11 protein-coding genes are annotated in these 14,599 nt (G+C 36.7%); 6 read left to right on the forward strand and 5 right to left on the reverse strand.

The annotated features are described in order from the left end of the window. The 5 genes from IX38_RS19685 to IX38_RS19705 form a co-directional block, all read left to right on the forward strand. On the forward strand, positions 1-259 hold a 259-nt coding region (locus IX38_RS19685), incomplete at its 5' end, for a hypothetical protein (RefSeq protein WP_034707675.1). Between the two features lie 167 nt (positions 260-426). Next, entirely contained in the window at positions 427-1,116 is a 690-nt protein-coding gene (locus IX38_RS19690) for a hypothetical protein (RefSeq protein ID WP_131368727.1), read from the forward strand. 139 nt (positions 1,117-1,255) lie between these two features. Further along, the gene (locus IX38_RS22160; RefSeq protein ID WP_051884934.1) at positions 1,256-2,791 is read left to right on the forward strand and encodes a hypothetical protein; all 1,536 of its coding nucleotides are present in this window, start codon (positions 1,256-1,258) and stop codon (positions 2,789-2,791) included. 10 nt (positions 2,792-2,801) lie between these two features. After that, positions 2,802-3,665, forward strand: coding sequence for a hypothetical protein (locus tag IX38_RS19700; protein ID WP_131368728.1), 864 nt, complete (start codon positions 2,802-2,804; stop codon positions 3,663-3,665). Positions 3,666-3,669: 4 nt separating this feature from the next. Then, positions 3,670-4,611, forward strand: a complete 942-nt coding sequence (locus IX38_RS19705) for a hypothetical protein (RefSeq protein ID WP_131368729.1) — start codon at positions 3,670-3,672, stop codon at positions 4,609-4,611. 117 nt (positions 4,612-4,728) lie between these two features. Here IX38_RS19705 and IX38_RS19710 read toward each other — a convergent pair whose 3' ends face one another. Then, entirely contained in the window at positions 4,729-9,810 is a 5,082-nt protein-coding gene (locus IX38_RS19710) for a PKD domain-containing protein (protein ID WP_034707679.1), read from the reverse strand. A 250-nt stretch (positions 9,811-10,060) separates the two neighbouring features. Here IX38_RS19710 and IX38_RS19715 point away from each other — a divergent pair, with 250 nt between their 5' ends. Further along, positions 10,061-10,387: a winged helix-turn-helix transcriptional regulator gene (locus IX38_RS19715; RefSeq protein ID WP_394331195.1), complete on the forward strand. Its 327-nt coding sequence runs from the start codon at positions 10,061-10,063 to the stop codon at positions 10,385-10,387. A gap of 187 nt (positions 10,388-10,574) precedes the next feature. Here the strand turns inward: IX38_RS19715 and IX38_RS19720 are convergent, their stop codons facing one another. The 4 genes from IX38_RS19720 to IX38_RS22795 all read right to left on the reverse strand — a co-directional run bounded on the left by IX38_RS19720 (position 10,575) and on the right by IX38_RS22795 (position 14,597). Then, positions 10,575-11,873, reverse strand: coding sequence for an HlyD family secretion protein (locus tag IX38_RS19720; protein WP_034707681.1), 1,299 nt, complete (start codon positions 11,871-11,873; stop codon positions 10,575-10,577). Between the two features lie 43 nt (positions 11,874-11,916). Next, on the reverse strand, positions 11,917-14,109 hold the full coding sequence (locus IX38_RS19725; protein WP_034707682.1) for a peptidase domain-containing ABC transporter: 2,193 nt from the start codon (positions 14,107-14,109) through the stop codon (positions 11,917-11,919). A gap of 83 nt (positions 14,110-14,192) precedes the next feature. Further along, the gene (locus IX38_RS19730; RefSeq protein ID WP_034707683.1) at positions 14,193-14,378 is read right to left on the reverse strand and encodes a bacteriocin-like protein; all 186 of its coding nucleotides are present in this window, start codon (positions 14,376-14,378) and stop codon (positions 14,193-14,195) included. Positions 14,379-14,408: 30 nt separating this feature from the next. Further along, on the reverse strand, positions 14,409-14,597 hold the full coding sequence (locus tag IX38_RS22795) for a bacteriocin-like protein (protein WP_131368730.1): 189 nt from the start codon (positions 14,595-14,597) through the stop codon (positions 14,409-14,411). Positions 14,598-14,599 lie beyond the last annotated feature (2 nt).

Consider the following 14,599-nt stretch of genomic DNA (forward strand, 5'->3'; position numbering starts at 1 on the left):
TTCAATAAAAATGAACCTTGTTATTAAAAATATCACAGAAAACATAATGGATTATGTCTTAGCTAATAACAATACCCAACTTGCCAATGACGGTGAATTCATTACAATTGAAAGTACACTTAGCGATGCCATAGAAAAGAATGTCAGCAGTACCTTTAATTATTATATCGAAAACAATAAACTTATGATTTGTACTTATCAGGAAGCAGCCAAAAAATGGCAGGAATGGTGGAGTAAAAATGCAAATACAATCAAATAAAACGTTGAATAAATTCAAACATACATACATATTACTCATTCTGGTGGTCCTTCATGTAAAGACTTTTGCACAGGTACCAAAATCATATATCGTAACTCATATCGTCAATAAAATTATTGATAAGGGAGAATATGCACATGACCGGAGAATAGTTAAAAAGATAAAAAATGATAAAAGCCCTCATTAATCTGGTAATTATTTTTTTATTCTCCAGTATGGCATTTGCTCAGAAAGTTTCTGTTTTGAAAGATTCCGTATGTATTTCTCATGAATGTCTTGAGCTTCAGGAAATAAAAATGGATGCGAAGAATGCTGACCTGTATAAGCAGCTTCAAAAAAGCTTTGATATTTTTAATGGCGCTTTATTTATGAGCCCTGAAAAAAGACTGCAGGCAAAGAAAGATACTCTAAAGGACCTGATCTCAAAAAATTCTTTACGTGAATCCCAGTTTGGGTTTGAAAATTATAAAATACTGTATGATAAGAAAGGCTTACTTAATCTATCTGTGGGTATTCAGTCCTACGGTTCTCCCTGGGAAGATACAAAGTATTATCTCTTTGATATGGCCAGCAATACAGAAATAGGGGACAGGTTGTTTACAGGAAAAAAAATGCTTTTAAAACTCTTTATCCAAAAATTAAAAGCTCAGGAAGATCAATCTTTTAGGGTAAACAATCTTTCCCAATACATCATTAATACAGATGATACCGGAAAAGTAACAGGACTTAGCCTTATTTTCCAGGATGAGAAAAATCGGACAAATAGTGGTTATCCTCAGTATATAGTTTTATTTGAGTGGAAAGAAATAGAAAAATTTATTGTACCGGAATATAAGAAATCATTACTTGTAAAATAGGTAGAACCACATTCATCATATTGATCAACTTTTCTTTGAAGAAAAATAATTTTATTGAGGCTTGGGAAAAGCTATAACGAAAGAATAAGAAAATATTTCAGAGGAAGAGGAGTAATTGCCATTTAAAACATTCATTACTATGGATAGGCCAGATAAAGATACAGAAGCTGCCATTCCTGATACTCACAATCAGGGTGCTGCACAGCACAACGACGGGTTGAAGGAGGCTAACAGCCAAAAAATGGAGGAAAAGCGTGCTGAAAATGAGAAAAAAGACAGTACATCAGAAGATTTGCTGTTGGCGATACATGGAGCCAAGATAAAATTCAATGCCCATTTGGGTGAATTTAAAGTTTTAAATGATGTACCCACCACACAAGGTAAGCTTACCGGAACCATCGTGGAAAAACAGATTCCCAACTTTACATTTTATGATGGTTTTCAGATGATATCCCTCACAGAATGGCAGGATTTCGGGACTGCTAAAGTACAGGATAATTATGTATTACTGAAAAAATCAACGTTACCGGGGACAGGCAAAATGCCGGGTAATATACCGCCTGAAACCGGGAAGATAGAGTTTGTAACTTCCGGACAGGTCAACGAACCTGAAAGTATTGATACGCAGGGGGCACCGGTGGTAGAAGATGAAAAAAAAATAAAAATAAAAGCCAAACAAGCTTCTCATACTGTAGTACTCGATAAAAATGGTTCCTTATTATCCGGATTTCCTATACTGGAATTTGAAATTGAGGATGGGATACCCAATAACCTGATTGATATTCAAGTAGTAAAAGAGAATCAGGGATTATTAACCCATACAATTGGAATAGGAAATAGTTGGGATAAAACAAGGTTACCAAAAGACAGAGTGATGGTGAAAACATTCAGCAGCTATACGAATGGAGACAGGATATTGAAATTGGATGGTTCAGGAAAAGCCACTTATAAAATGCCTTTGGATTGGTGGCGGGATTTAGCAAGGCAGCCTTTGAGCCAATTTACAACAATGAAGATATACTTTAAAGTGTTGTCATTCCAGAATTCGTCAGCTGTCAAAGAAGAAAGTTTAGTTTCAGATGCTGAGGTTTCCAATAATTTACAAAGCTTACAAATAATAATAAACAGATATATCAATGAAGGCGGTATCGAAAAAAAACATTTTGAACTGAATTTTACGGTTAAGGAAGCCAATACTACAGAAATGTACACGTTTGTTCAATGGAAAAAAGGAGGTAGAGAGATCTGGGATGGTGCAAAAAGAATGTCCAGACCCAACGTGACGGATTATAATCAAACGCATACAAGTGATTATCCTGCATGGACATTAGATAGACTTAGGATGAATCCCCGATATGCAGATGGTGTGTATAGTATTTCAAATGGAGGAAAAACAGCAACTTTGATGGATAAACCTTCTTCTAGTACTGCAAATAGTACCGCACCATGGACCTTTACCCATATAGATTTTGAATCTAGAATTCATCTTGATTTTGATGTTCCCGCAAATCTTGTAGTTGTCAACATTGCAGGAGGAAATATTAAAGGAATTATACCGCCTCCGGAACCTTTGATTTTAAGCAGCCAGACCTGGAATACACGGATTTTACAAATCTGGGATTCGGTAAGGTCAAGAGTGATAGTATCTCATCCAAATAATTATACTGGACCATAAATTTATTTATATGAAAAATCTAATAATATTCATGACATTTATATGTTTAATTTCGTGCTTTGGACAAGATGTAAAAAAAAAGAATATGGATAATAAAGAATTAATACAGCTTATTTTGAATGCTCAGAATGATTTGCACTCAAGAGTAAAAGCAATCAATGATATAGATGTTTCGGGAGAAAAAAGCAAAATAATTGTCGAACTTAAAAATATTCTATCCCGTAAAAAAAACATAGAACAGGGTACAATGGACTGGGATCCTGCTGCTGAAGAAAGAGTAGTGGATATTCATATCATTGGAAAATTAAACCAGGTAAATGATGACTCTGAAAATAAAAGGATTACCGAAATTGTTTCAAATGCGGTTCCTTACATAAGAGAGTTTGGTGATGAAAGGAAAGAAGATGCAAAAGTTATTCAGTCTATTCATCAAAAGGCAATTTATGCTATGATAGTAGAGTTAACTCAGAGTGAAAAACAGAATGCAGCTGAGAATGCAGTTGTTATCCTTAATCATTCCGGGTTTCCAAATGCACCGGTGGGAGGAGATGTAAAAGGTATTTTGCCTACAACAACATTTACATTTAGATACAGCCGGTTAAAAGATGAAATGGATTCCTATATACATGCATCCGAAGGCAAAATTCAATTATCTGAAGGAGTGAAGAAGTATATTGATGATAACAATACTCAACTTGCCAATGACGGTGAATTCATTACAATTGAAAGTACACTTAGCGATGCCATAGAAAAGAATGTCAGCAGTACCTTTAATTATTATATCGAAAACAATAAACTTATGATTTGTACTTATCAGGAAGCAGCCAAAAGATGGCAGGAATGGTGGAGTAAAAATGCAAATATAATCAAATAAAACCTTGAATAAATTCAAACATACATACATATTACTTATTCTGGTGACCCTTCATGTAAAGACTTTTGCACAGGCACCAAAATCATATATCGTAACTCATATCGTCAATAAAATTATTGATAAGGGGGAATATGCAGATGACCGGAGAATCGATAAAAAAGATAAAATAAATGTCAATAACTTAGTTTATATACTCAATACAAAAAAAGATAGTATAGCTTTCTATGACTCCCTGATACCAGAAAAAACAGTTCCCAATCTATGTACTTTAACAAAGGCTCAAAATAACCTTTTGTTAACTTATAAAAATGAAAGTTACAGTACAGAACTTAATATGGCATTCAACGATAATGAAAAGACCGTTTTAATAGGTGATAAGGATGTCTTTTACTTAAATGATACTTACTATAAATATTTGCGTAGAAGTATTGGAGACAATTTAAACATTCCCGATCTGATTGACTTTTTAGAAGATTTTTTAATAAATTATAATCTTGATGATTTAAAATACATTTCGTCGTATGAAAAATATAAACATAAGGATTTTAAAATATTAAAAGCCTATATGGAGTCGTACAGAACCCAGGCAAGTGACTACCTGGATAAATGGAATGTGACATTTTCATATAATGAAGCAGGGATTCCAAAGTATATCTTAAAAGAATCTACAGAAGGAGATCAGGAATTAGAGAAAAAACTGGTCTCTTCCAATAAAGGAATTTTTAAATATACAAAGCATACGAATGCTGAAAGCAGGCTTATTACTGACAGTGAAATTCTGATAGATAATAACAAAAATATTTTTGAGGAAAAGGTAACCTCATTTCAGGTGGGACTAGGCAAAGAAACCAGGTATGAAATTAAACGGATTTCCTGTAAAAGTTTTCCTTCCGGAGAATTTATTCTGACATCAGGTAGTATTTCAAAAATGATGTCATCAAAATAAGTCGGGATTATGGACAAGTTGCATTGTAATATCATTTTTCAGTAGTTGATTCTTTTCATAAAATAAAATAGCCGGAAGATTTATCTTCCGGCTATTGGTTTAAATTATTACAATTATTTAATTTTTAAGGATCTTTTTAATTTTAACTTCGTTATTGTTAGTTACTATCTTTAAAATATATTCTCCTTTTACCAAATTACTTAAATTAATTGTCTTTTGATTAAGATTGTCCTGCTTAATTAATTTTCCGGAAATATCATAAATCTCATAAGATTTTAAATTTTCACCTTTGATGTTAATTGAGCTGTTAAATGGATTAGGATAAACTTCTAACTCAACTTCTTTTTCTGCGTTCGCAATACTTTTTGCACTTGTTTGCGCAGTTTTAGAATTTTCATTTGTTCTTCCCATATTTGAAGCGACACCTAATATTTGTCCGAATCTCGGTTCTTCTTTTACGCATCGCACATTCATGGCATTCATAGGATGATTGACGAAAAATTCATTCATAGCTATTAACTTTGATGAGTTAGCGTTAACCGTTTCAAAAGACATACTATGTGCAGTTCCATAAGAATATGAAGATTTCAATGCGGCTGTCCATAATCCTGATATTCCCAGTTTCATTGAGGATGAAATTGTTCCATTGTCATTAAATCCCCTGAGACCTGTGGCCGGATAATTACCAATACTATATTTTGTATTCGGGTTTGCGGAATCTTTAGGTAAATTAAACTGATAACCAAACACAGTAGTCCCATTTTTAACAACTGATCCCAAATAATACGGAACTCCGCCATTATAAATATCGGATGGACTCTTTATATCAAAGCCTAAATCCTGTATGATACCCAAATTGTGAATTTTGAATTTATCAGTAGAAGAAGTTGGCATATAAAACCCGTTGTACCAAGGGGAACTTCCTTTATTATCATTTGAATGCTGAGAATCATAAGGATCATTATCAGGAATTGAAATAGAGATATCCGGCACTCTCCATCCTCCCGGACATGGATCGAAAGGAGATTTTTTGGTGGCATGTCCCCATCTTTCCATCATTTGATTGGGTGTTGCTATAAGCCAGTCTTGTCCATACGCACCATTAAAACTTGATTTATTGGTATACTTCTGATTAGGAATCATAAATGCTAAAGGATTTTCGACAGAATATTTCAGGTTATTTTTAATTTTTTCTGTACTTGTAGCCCCTGTAGTCCCATAATCAACATCTCTTCGTTTTGTGTACTGGCTTGTGTAATCATTTCCATTAAGCTCAGTATACGATGACGGATACATGTTTCCATTGGCATCAGGACCTGATGAAGTCCAGATTGTGAAATCACCTGTTTTTTCCAGGCCGTTAGATGTATTCAATCCTGCTTTAATAAAGGTAGGAATAGGGTCTTTTCTTCCCCATTGATACTGCATTCCAACAGAATTATTAATCATAGTAATCTCCGATTCCGTTGCAGCTTGAGGATTTACAACATTAGGGAAGGCATCAGTTGCTCCCAGATTTCTATCCATGAAAGTACTCTTCATCGGCTGTGCTCCGGAATTGGTAAAGTTCACATAGTTTGAAGTTTCAGGTAACAGAACATCTTCAGTCTGATAAACGATCTCACCAATATTATTGTTAGTCACCCAAATATGCCAGCTCCAGTAGGAAGGATTGGTAATCTGATCATTGTGTAAAGAGATAAGTGCATTTCCTGTCTGGTTTTCAGGAATTTTTACAGAAATATAACCGTCTTTGATTGTATTCAAATTGACAGGTGCATTCATCACTTTTACATTTGAAACTAAAGATTTATTATCAGTCCAGTAAACATTTACTTTTAGGTTGTTATAATTAAGCATTCCGTGATCTGACAGATATTGATTGTACACAGAGAACGCTTTTGAAATAGGAATTTGTATTTCCTGCTCGCTTGCTGCTTTTGTAATTACATAACTATTTGGATTACTGATCCCCTCAATATAATTTATTAAAGTACCTGAGCTAAAATATTCCGTTGGGAAATTATAATTAACGGCATATTTATCTTCTATACAACGGCAGGCCCCAGCACCGGATAAGGCACCGGATTCTTGAGTGAAGACATAGTATTGACCATACATATTGGGGAATAGAATAGCATCAGGCTTAGAAGGTTCAGGAATAGTTCCAAACTGTCCCGCATCTGTTATCCCGCCAAAAAAATAACTATAAGGATTGTTAATATCTACATTATTATCGATTGTTTTAGAAGCCACTGTTGCAGACTGAACACTGATCTCATGCGGATCCTGATGATAAAAATCACCGGTACTTCCAACCACATATTTTCCATTACCGGGATAGACTCCCATGTTTCTGTTCCTGACACCTGATATAGTAGTATTCGTAAAATCGATTCCTAAATTAGCATAAATTTTAATTCCTGCTAAAGCATCATTCTGCTGTGTCGGTTTTATTTTACTGTAATTTGCTTTATCATTAGCAGGATTACCCTGATTTCTTCCCCACGGAGAAAAAGCATTCTGAACCGTAAGAGAAAAAGCATTATTAATATAAGATGGAATCCTCCAGTTGTTGGGACATGGGTCATATGAAGTTTTGGGCTTATACGTATTTATCGCACCTCCTGTATTATATGCCAGTTCAGAATTATCTCCCCAAAGGTCAGATTTTTTCCTGATCACATTATCTACGCCTATACTTTGTGCAAACCAGGCATCCCCGCCCACTGTATTGGTGAAAATTAAATTCAGCGGATTATTGACAGCATATTTTAAATTACTGCTGATATCACTGAAAGGTCTCTGCATACTGGCAATCTTATTCGTGTTACTATCTCCTGTGTAATCATATACATGTTTTTTTACACCCACAGTTCCACTAATTTCATACATGGACGAATCTTTATTTTGAAGTGCCGGAAATGGATCTTTTCTTCCCCATTGATACATTAATCCACCGGATTTGTTCCAGTCGTATCCTATGAAGTTTTTGTTGGTGGCTCCCAGGTTTCTATCCATCCATTTAGGTATAAATGTTTTGGTAACACCATTTTCCACATATTTTGCCAATGGTCCGTCATTATTTACATGTCCGTAAGTAACTCCACCTGTCGGATCATCTGTTACCCATATATGCCAGCTCCATATGATTTTGTTATTTACTTTTAATGCAACTACTGCATTTCCTTTACCTTTCGATTTGTCTATCTGAACTTTTATTTTAGCATCTTCCGCGAGTCCTACGGAAGCAGATTCGATAGGCAAAATATAGTTAGCTGAACGTATCAGTCCTGCAACATCTTCCCAATATACCTCCGCAGTTTGGGCTCCGTTAAGCGCCGAAGGATCATTAACCAAACTGTTTTGATTTCTCCACATCTCATATGCCTTTTTCACAGGAATATAAATACCGTCAATCTCATTGTTATTCTGATCTCTACCTGTATATATATATGAATTTGGTGCTTTAGTCCAGTCTCTGCAATCAACCGTGTTGATGATGGCATTTACAGAAGATGTACATCCGTTGCTGTTTTTTACCATTACGGTGTAAGTTCCTGCTGCAACGCCTGTTTTAATATTTGATATTTGATAGGTCGCTCCGCCGTCAAAGCTGTATTCAACACCGGTAGCAGGTGAAGATACACTGATTGTTCCGGTATTGGTTGTACATGATGGCTGGGTAATATTTAGTATAGGTGTTTGAGGGATGCTCAAAGCCTGGTTAATGATAACACTTGCAGCATTAGATATAACACCTGCAGAATTTTTCACTTTAACTAAATAAGTTCCCGAAACCAATCCGGACATAGTATTCGATGCCTGAAAAGTAACTCCATTATCAAAACTATATGTAACGTCTGTGCTTGGATCCGTTACTGTAATGCTGCCTGTAGTAGTATTACAAGAGGGCTGTACAACAGAAACGACAGGAATTTGCAATTGGGTAGTCTGTATAAAGTTATTTATCTTTAATGAAGAAACTAAGTTAGCTCCGTAATCAGCCAATAGTTCTGCATAGTGAGATCCGGCTGTAGAAAAAGCGATACTCGGATTGCTCTGTGAAGATGTTAAAACATTTGAGCCATCTTCAAAATTCCATGCTACAGACGAAGGTGTTCCCTGCGAAAGATTTGTAAACTGGATAGTACTTCCCACATTAGCATGAGTAGGAGTAGCAGAAAATTCAGCAATGGGTGATATGGCAATAGCATTTCCAAAATTAACATAGGCATTTGTATCTGTAGCCTGTCTCTGCCCGGAGTTATTGGTAAATACTTTCACTTTAACAACGTATTTCCCCGGGGTCAGTGGATAATTTATAACCTCCGGGTTTCTGCTGTTCAGCCAGCCTTTAGCGCCGTCACTCAACCAGGCTGTACTGGTTATCATGGTCTCATTTTCCGTTCCGTCAGTATTTTTTTTAACCAAATAAGTCCAGCTTCGGACAAATGATAGTGTTCTTAAATTTAAAACAGCTGTAGTTACTCCTTCAGGTATTATAAATTCTTTACTTACATAATAATGGTCACCATAGATCATGTTATTTCCCGTGATCCATCTTGTAACTCCCATCACTCCACCTGTAGAAGCAGAAGACCAGCCCGACACATTGGCATGGCGGGTAATCGGTGTGCTTGTCACTCCATTAGGATCGGTATAAGTCCAGTCAGTATCTACTGCACCAATCTCGGCCATAATAGTTCCGTCATCATTCTTGCCTGTGCCCAGATCAATAACATTCCCTGCAGAAATTTTAACCGTTCTCGTAGAAACAGAACTTCCGGAACCATTACTTACAGTTAATTTTGCTGTAAAAGTTCCTGTTCCTGTGTACGAAACAATCGGATTAGCACTTGTAGAAGTGGCAGGACTCCCACCGGTAAATTCCCATGCAAATGAGGTTGGATTTCCTGCGCTTGCATTTGAAAAATTCACAGTATTTGATCCGTCGGTTGTGGCCGTAAATTTTGATATTGGACTCTGTGCATTGATGAGCATAGCAACGAACAATACAAAAAGTGACATGCATTTTTTCAGCAGATCCAAGCCAAAAATGTCAGTTACGACAGAACGATGACTTTCCGGGACAATATAGTCATTGGAAAGCCGGATTGTATCGCCTCGCGAAGAGGCATTGACTAGAGCAACAGGGGATGCTGCTGTCAAAATTGACAATAAAGATTTTTTTTTCATAAGCGCATTTTTAAATAATGTTAAAATTTATTTTTCAGGAATCAATTCTGTTTTATAAAAAATAATTTTTCTGTAATATTTACAATATTTGTAAATTTATGCTGGTCACATGCGGTAGAATCTCATAAAAAAACTTTTTTTATGAGAATTATTATAAGTTTTTTGTGTATAGTTTCTATTAAAGCTATGTTTGCAAAAGCATGATTAATTAAATTATCTGCAAATATTCATTAAAAAAAAAACACACACAATGAGTCAAAAAAATATGACTAACCAAAACTCGGCTGAGAATGCAGAGATTTGTCCGGCGCAAAAGCTTCTAAAAATGCTTTCAGGTAAGCTGAAACCTGAGATCTTCAGCCTGGCAATTAAGTCAACATTAAGGTTTAGCAGTTTATTACGTGAGATAAAGGGGGCTAATAAACAATCTTTGTCAATTGCTTTAAAAGAAATGGAAGAGATAGAGTTATTGGAAAGGGTTGTAGTTAAGCTGAAACCTCTTCACATAGAGTATTATCTTACTGAAAAAGGCAAATCATTGATTCCCGTTTTTCAGCAACTGGAAGGTTTGGTATAAACGAAAGTCTTATGAAAACGACGTTAGGGTATTGATGATATTGAAAAAGCCTGTGGCTTTAGACAAAATTTCCCAAAATTTCCCATAAGCAAAATAACTCATTATTCATTTTAATATAAACGTCGCCATAAACAGGAAAACCGCAGCTTACAACGGCTGCGGCTTTCTTTATTTTTAAGAGGGTACACTAACTTTGATACCCTAACAATTTTCTGATCTGGTAGAAAAATCTTTCAATAAGCCGCAAATCCTGGGTCACGATCTCCGCGCTGCCTCTGAGCTCTTTGTCAAATACAAGCTTTTTATTATAGCTTGTTTTCAATCCTTTAGGAAGGGTTATGTCAACATAATAATTTCCTTTATCATCGGGAATAAGAGAAATATTCTGCACTTTTCCTTCTATAATACCATATTCCTGGAAACGGTAGTTATCAAGTTTAATCAAGACTTTTTGGCCTGTAGTTACCTTTCCGGAGTTAACGGTAGGAACAGACATTCTGCCTACCAGCTTTTCCTTGTTGGTTGGAAGTATGGAAACAATAGGTTCTGCCACTTTTACAAATTGATTTTCCCCGAAAAACTGCTGGAAACTGGCCATACCATCCGTAGAAGAAATCACAAGATAATTCTGTTCCCACTGTTTTAAAGATTTTCGAAGCTGTTCAAACAGCTGCAAGGTCTGTGAAGAGTAGGTGATCTTGTCTTTTTCCGTATTAATGGCTGTGCCGCTTTTTGTTTTGTTCAGGTTGGAAATCCCTTCATCCATCTGCGAAATGGAAATATTGAGGTTTTCAAGATTCTGCTGGGCCTGAAGATATTTTATTTTCTCATTTTCAAGTTCTACGGAAGCGATCACTCCCTGGTTGAAAAGTTCCTGAGACCTCTGGTAGCTTTTCTTTGATAATTCATATTTAGCCAGTTCCAGGTTTTTCTGCTGTTTCAATGTAGCAATTCTTCCCCTGTATTCGGAGATGCTTTGATTGGCTGCAATATTTTCCGGTGCATAAGGCTGAAGTCTTGTGAAAAGTTCTTCATCCTGAAAAGCTTTAGCAAAACTATTATAATCACCTTGTAGTTCACCAAGTTTGAACCTGGACGTCTTGGCGACCGGAAAAGAGCTGAGCTGATTGGGAGCAATGGAATCCACCAGTTTTTTCAGTTCAAGAACATCTTTATAATTTGCCGTGGACTGCATTACCATTAATACTTCATTTTTCTTAACCTCCTGATGATCTTTGATAAAGATTTTTTCAATTTTTGAGCTTGTTCTGGCTTCTATTTTTTCTGGTGGATTTTGTGATGTCACTATAACAGGAGCCGAAACAAATTCCGGATACTTTATGATATAGCTCATCACAAGGATAAGCAGGAGTATGATTAATATGATACTGTTGCCCCAGCGTATCATCCAGTGAGGGGGCTGGGTGAGAATGTCCTGAACACTTTCCGAACGCAGTTCAATATTGTCTAAGATGTCTTCTTTCATTTTCTAAGATAGAATTTTCCCCATTATTTCGGGGAGGATATTATTAATTTCCTAATTCCAGCTGGTTCTTCACCAGCCTGTAGTATTCTCCTTTTAAAGTCACCAGTTCAGCATGATTGCCTTCCTCTACTACTTTCCCTTTATCCAAAACGATAATTTTGTCGGCATGTTTCACTGTGGATAGCCTATGGGCAATTACAATGGCTGTTTTACCTTTAAAGAACTGCTCAAGGTTTTCCATGATCACTTTTTCATTATTGGCATCCAAAGCAGAAGTTGCTTCATCAAAAAAGATAAATTCAGGCGATTTGTAAACAGCTCTGGCAATGAAAAGCCTCTGCTTCTGGCCTCCGCTGACTCCCACACCTTCATTTCCGATCTTTGTATTATAGCTTAACGGAAGACTTTCAATGAAATCTTTGATATTGGCGATCTCTACGGCACGTCTCAATTTCTTTTTATCAACGTGGTCTTCTCCTACCGCAATATTATTGGCGATGGTATCATTAAACACATAACCTTCCTGCATAACCACTCCGCAATGATCTCTCCAGAATCTTGGGGATATGTTTCTCAACTGGGTATTCCCAAGTTTGATATCGCCCGAATTCGGCTCGTAAAATTTCATCAGAAGCTTCAGAAGAGTGGTTTTTCCACTTCCGCTGGCTCCTACAATAGCTGTAGTCTTCTGATAAGGGATGGTAAGGCTCAGATCTTCAAATACAGGAACATCCGATCCGATGTATCTGAATGATATATTGTTGATATCGATGTCCTTCTGTGGAATTTCACCTGCATACTGCTCATTTTTGTCTTCTTCATCTTCTTTGTCATGGATCTCGCCCAGTCTTTCAAGAGAGATCTTCGCATCCTGAGTCTGTTTGATGAAATCGATCAGCTGCAGCAACGGGCTGTTCAGCTGTCCAATGATATACTGTACCGAAAGCATCATTCCCAGAGTAAGGTTACCACTAAGAACCAATTTGGCAGAAAGGAAACTGACCAGGATGTCTTTCATCTGGTTAATGAAATTTCCTCCCACAGACTGCCACTGCTCCAGGGATAGAGATTTTATTCTGATTTTAAACAGTTTTACCTGTAGAAATTCCCAGTCCCAGCGTTTCTGCTTTTCCGCGTTATGCATTTTGATCTCCTGCATCCCGTTGATAAGCTCTATGACCTTACTCTGCTCCTGTGAAACCTGGGAGAATCTTTTATAATCCAGCTCCTTTCTCTTATTAAGGAAAAAACTGATCCACCCAATATATAATGCTGCCCCCACAAGGTAAACAACAAAAAGCCTGTAATCGTAGAAAAGCAGGACAATACTGAAAATAATAAGATTGACCAGGGAAAAGAGAGTATTTAACGAGGAGCTCGTCAAAAGCTGCTCAATTCTGTGGTGGTCATTGATCCTCTGCATGATATCACCTGTCATTCTTGTATCGAAAAAGCTTATAGGAAGCTTCATCAGCTTGATAAAGAAATCTGAGATGATCGAAATATTGATTCTTGCAGAAAGGTGGAGCAGGATCCAGCTTCGGATCACTTCAATACCCATTCTTCCCATGAACAGCATAATCTGAGCAAGAAGCACCACATAAATGAAGTTGAGATCCTGGTTCTGTATCCCGACGTCTACAATACTTTGGGTAAGAAACGGGAAAATCAGCGAGAGTAAACTTCCTGCCAGCAGGCCTACAGCAAGCTGTATAACAAGTGATTTGTATTTTAGCAGGTATTTCGAAAGGAAAGAAAAACTGGCTTTACTTTCTTCCGTGTCAAATTCGGTCTGAAAAAATGCAGGTGTGGTTTCGAGAATAAGAGCAATTCCTTCTTCCGTATTTTCGTTGGCATTTTCCCCGATCCATAATTTGATAAACTCTTCGCGGGTATAGGTGATCAGTCCGTAGCTCGGATCTGAAATATAGACTTTGTTATTTTTATCAATTTTATAAACAACAACGAAGTGGTTCTTGTTCCAGTGGACGATGCAGGGGAATGGTACTTCTTCTGCAAGGGTATTAAAATCGATCTGGACTCCAAGTGAGCGGAATCCTAAGTTTTCTGATGCATCACTAAGCCCTAAAAGGCTGCTTCCTTCACGTGTGGTTTCAGAAAGGGTACGGATCTGCTGCAGGGAGATACTTCTGCCGTAATATTTGCTTACTATTCTAAGGCAGGTCGGTCCGCAGTCTTTGGCATCCGGCTGTTTATAAAAGGGAAATTTCTTCAAAATGTATACTCATTATAAAATGTCGTCACGGTATGACGACATTTTTGCTTTATTCATTGTTGTACTTAACTAATAATCGTCGGCTAATAATAGCACCACTTGTTGCATGCATTAACACAGATGAACATTTCCTGATCAGCTGTGGAGCACTGGCCCTGCGTTTTAAAAACACAATAGCTGGCAGAGGCCTGAATACGGGCACACTCCTCTGTGATCCCTCCTTTTAATACTCTTAAGTTTTCTCTTGAAAGTTTTTTTAAATTTTTCATCGTATTAAGTGGGTTTAAGGTGAAATTCCGCTACAGTGTAATGTCAATCATTGTAGGTGGAGTACAATAATACGTATTAGGCCCGGCTCCTGCAATAGGTCTGCATACACCGCTTGCACAGCATTGGTTGCCGCCACATTCTCCATCTAGCGGGCATTGTCTAAGACCGCCTTTAATGGTTTTTAAACCTTGTCTTGAGATTTTTTTAAAATTTTTCATAG

The sequence above is a fragment of the Chryseobacterium luteum genome (assembly GCF_000737785.1).
Lineage (GTDB): Bacteria > Bacteroidota > Bacteroidia > Flavobacteriales > Weeksellaceae > Chryseobacterium > Chryseobacterium luteum.

What these genes read in the sequence shown, in the direction of transcription:
- IX38_RS19710 (WP_034707679.1), bottom strand. Translation starts at nt 9,810, where the DNA reads ATGAAAAAAAAATCTTTATTGTCAATTTTGACAGCAGCATCCCCTGTT.
- IX38_RS22795 (WP_131368730.1), bottom strand. Translation starts at nt 14,597, where the DNA reads ATGAAAAATTTTAAAAAAATCTCAAGACAAGGTTTAAAAACCATTAAA.
- IX38_RS19700 (WP_131368728.1), top strand. Translation starts at nt 2,802, where the DNA reads ATGAAAAATCTAATAATATTCATGACATTTATATGTTTAATTTCGTGC.
- IX38_RS19690 (WP_131368727.1), top strand. Translation starts at nt 427, where the DNA reads ATGATAAAAGCCCTCATTAATCTGGTAATTATTTTTTTATTCTCCAGT.
- IX38_RS22160 (WP_051884934.1), top strand. Translation starts at nt 1,256, where the DNA reads ATGGATAGGCCAGATAAAGATACAGAAGCTGCCATTCCTGATACTCAC.
- IX38_RS19720 (WP_034707681.1), bottom strand. Translation starts at nt 11,873, where the DNA reads ATGAAAGAAGACATCTTAGACAATATTGAACTGCGTTCGGAAAGTGTT.
- IX38_RS19730 (WP_034707683.1), bottom strand. Translation starts at nt 14,378, where the DNA reads ATGAAAAATTTAAAAAAACTTTCAAGAGAAAACTTAAGAGTATTAAAA.
- IX38_RS19715 (WP_394331195.1), top strand. Translation starts at nt 10,061, where the DNA reads ATGAGTCAAAAAAATATGACTAACCAAAACTCGGCTGAGAATGCAGAG.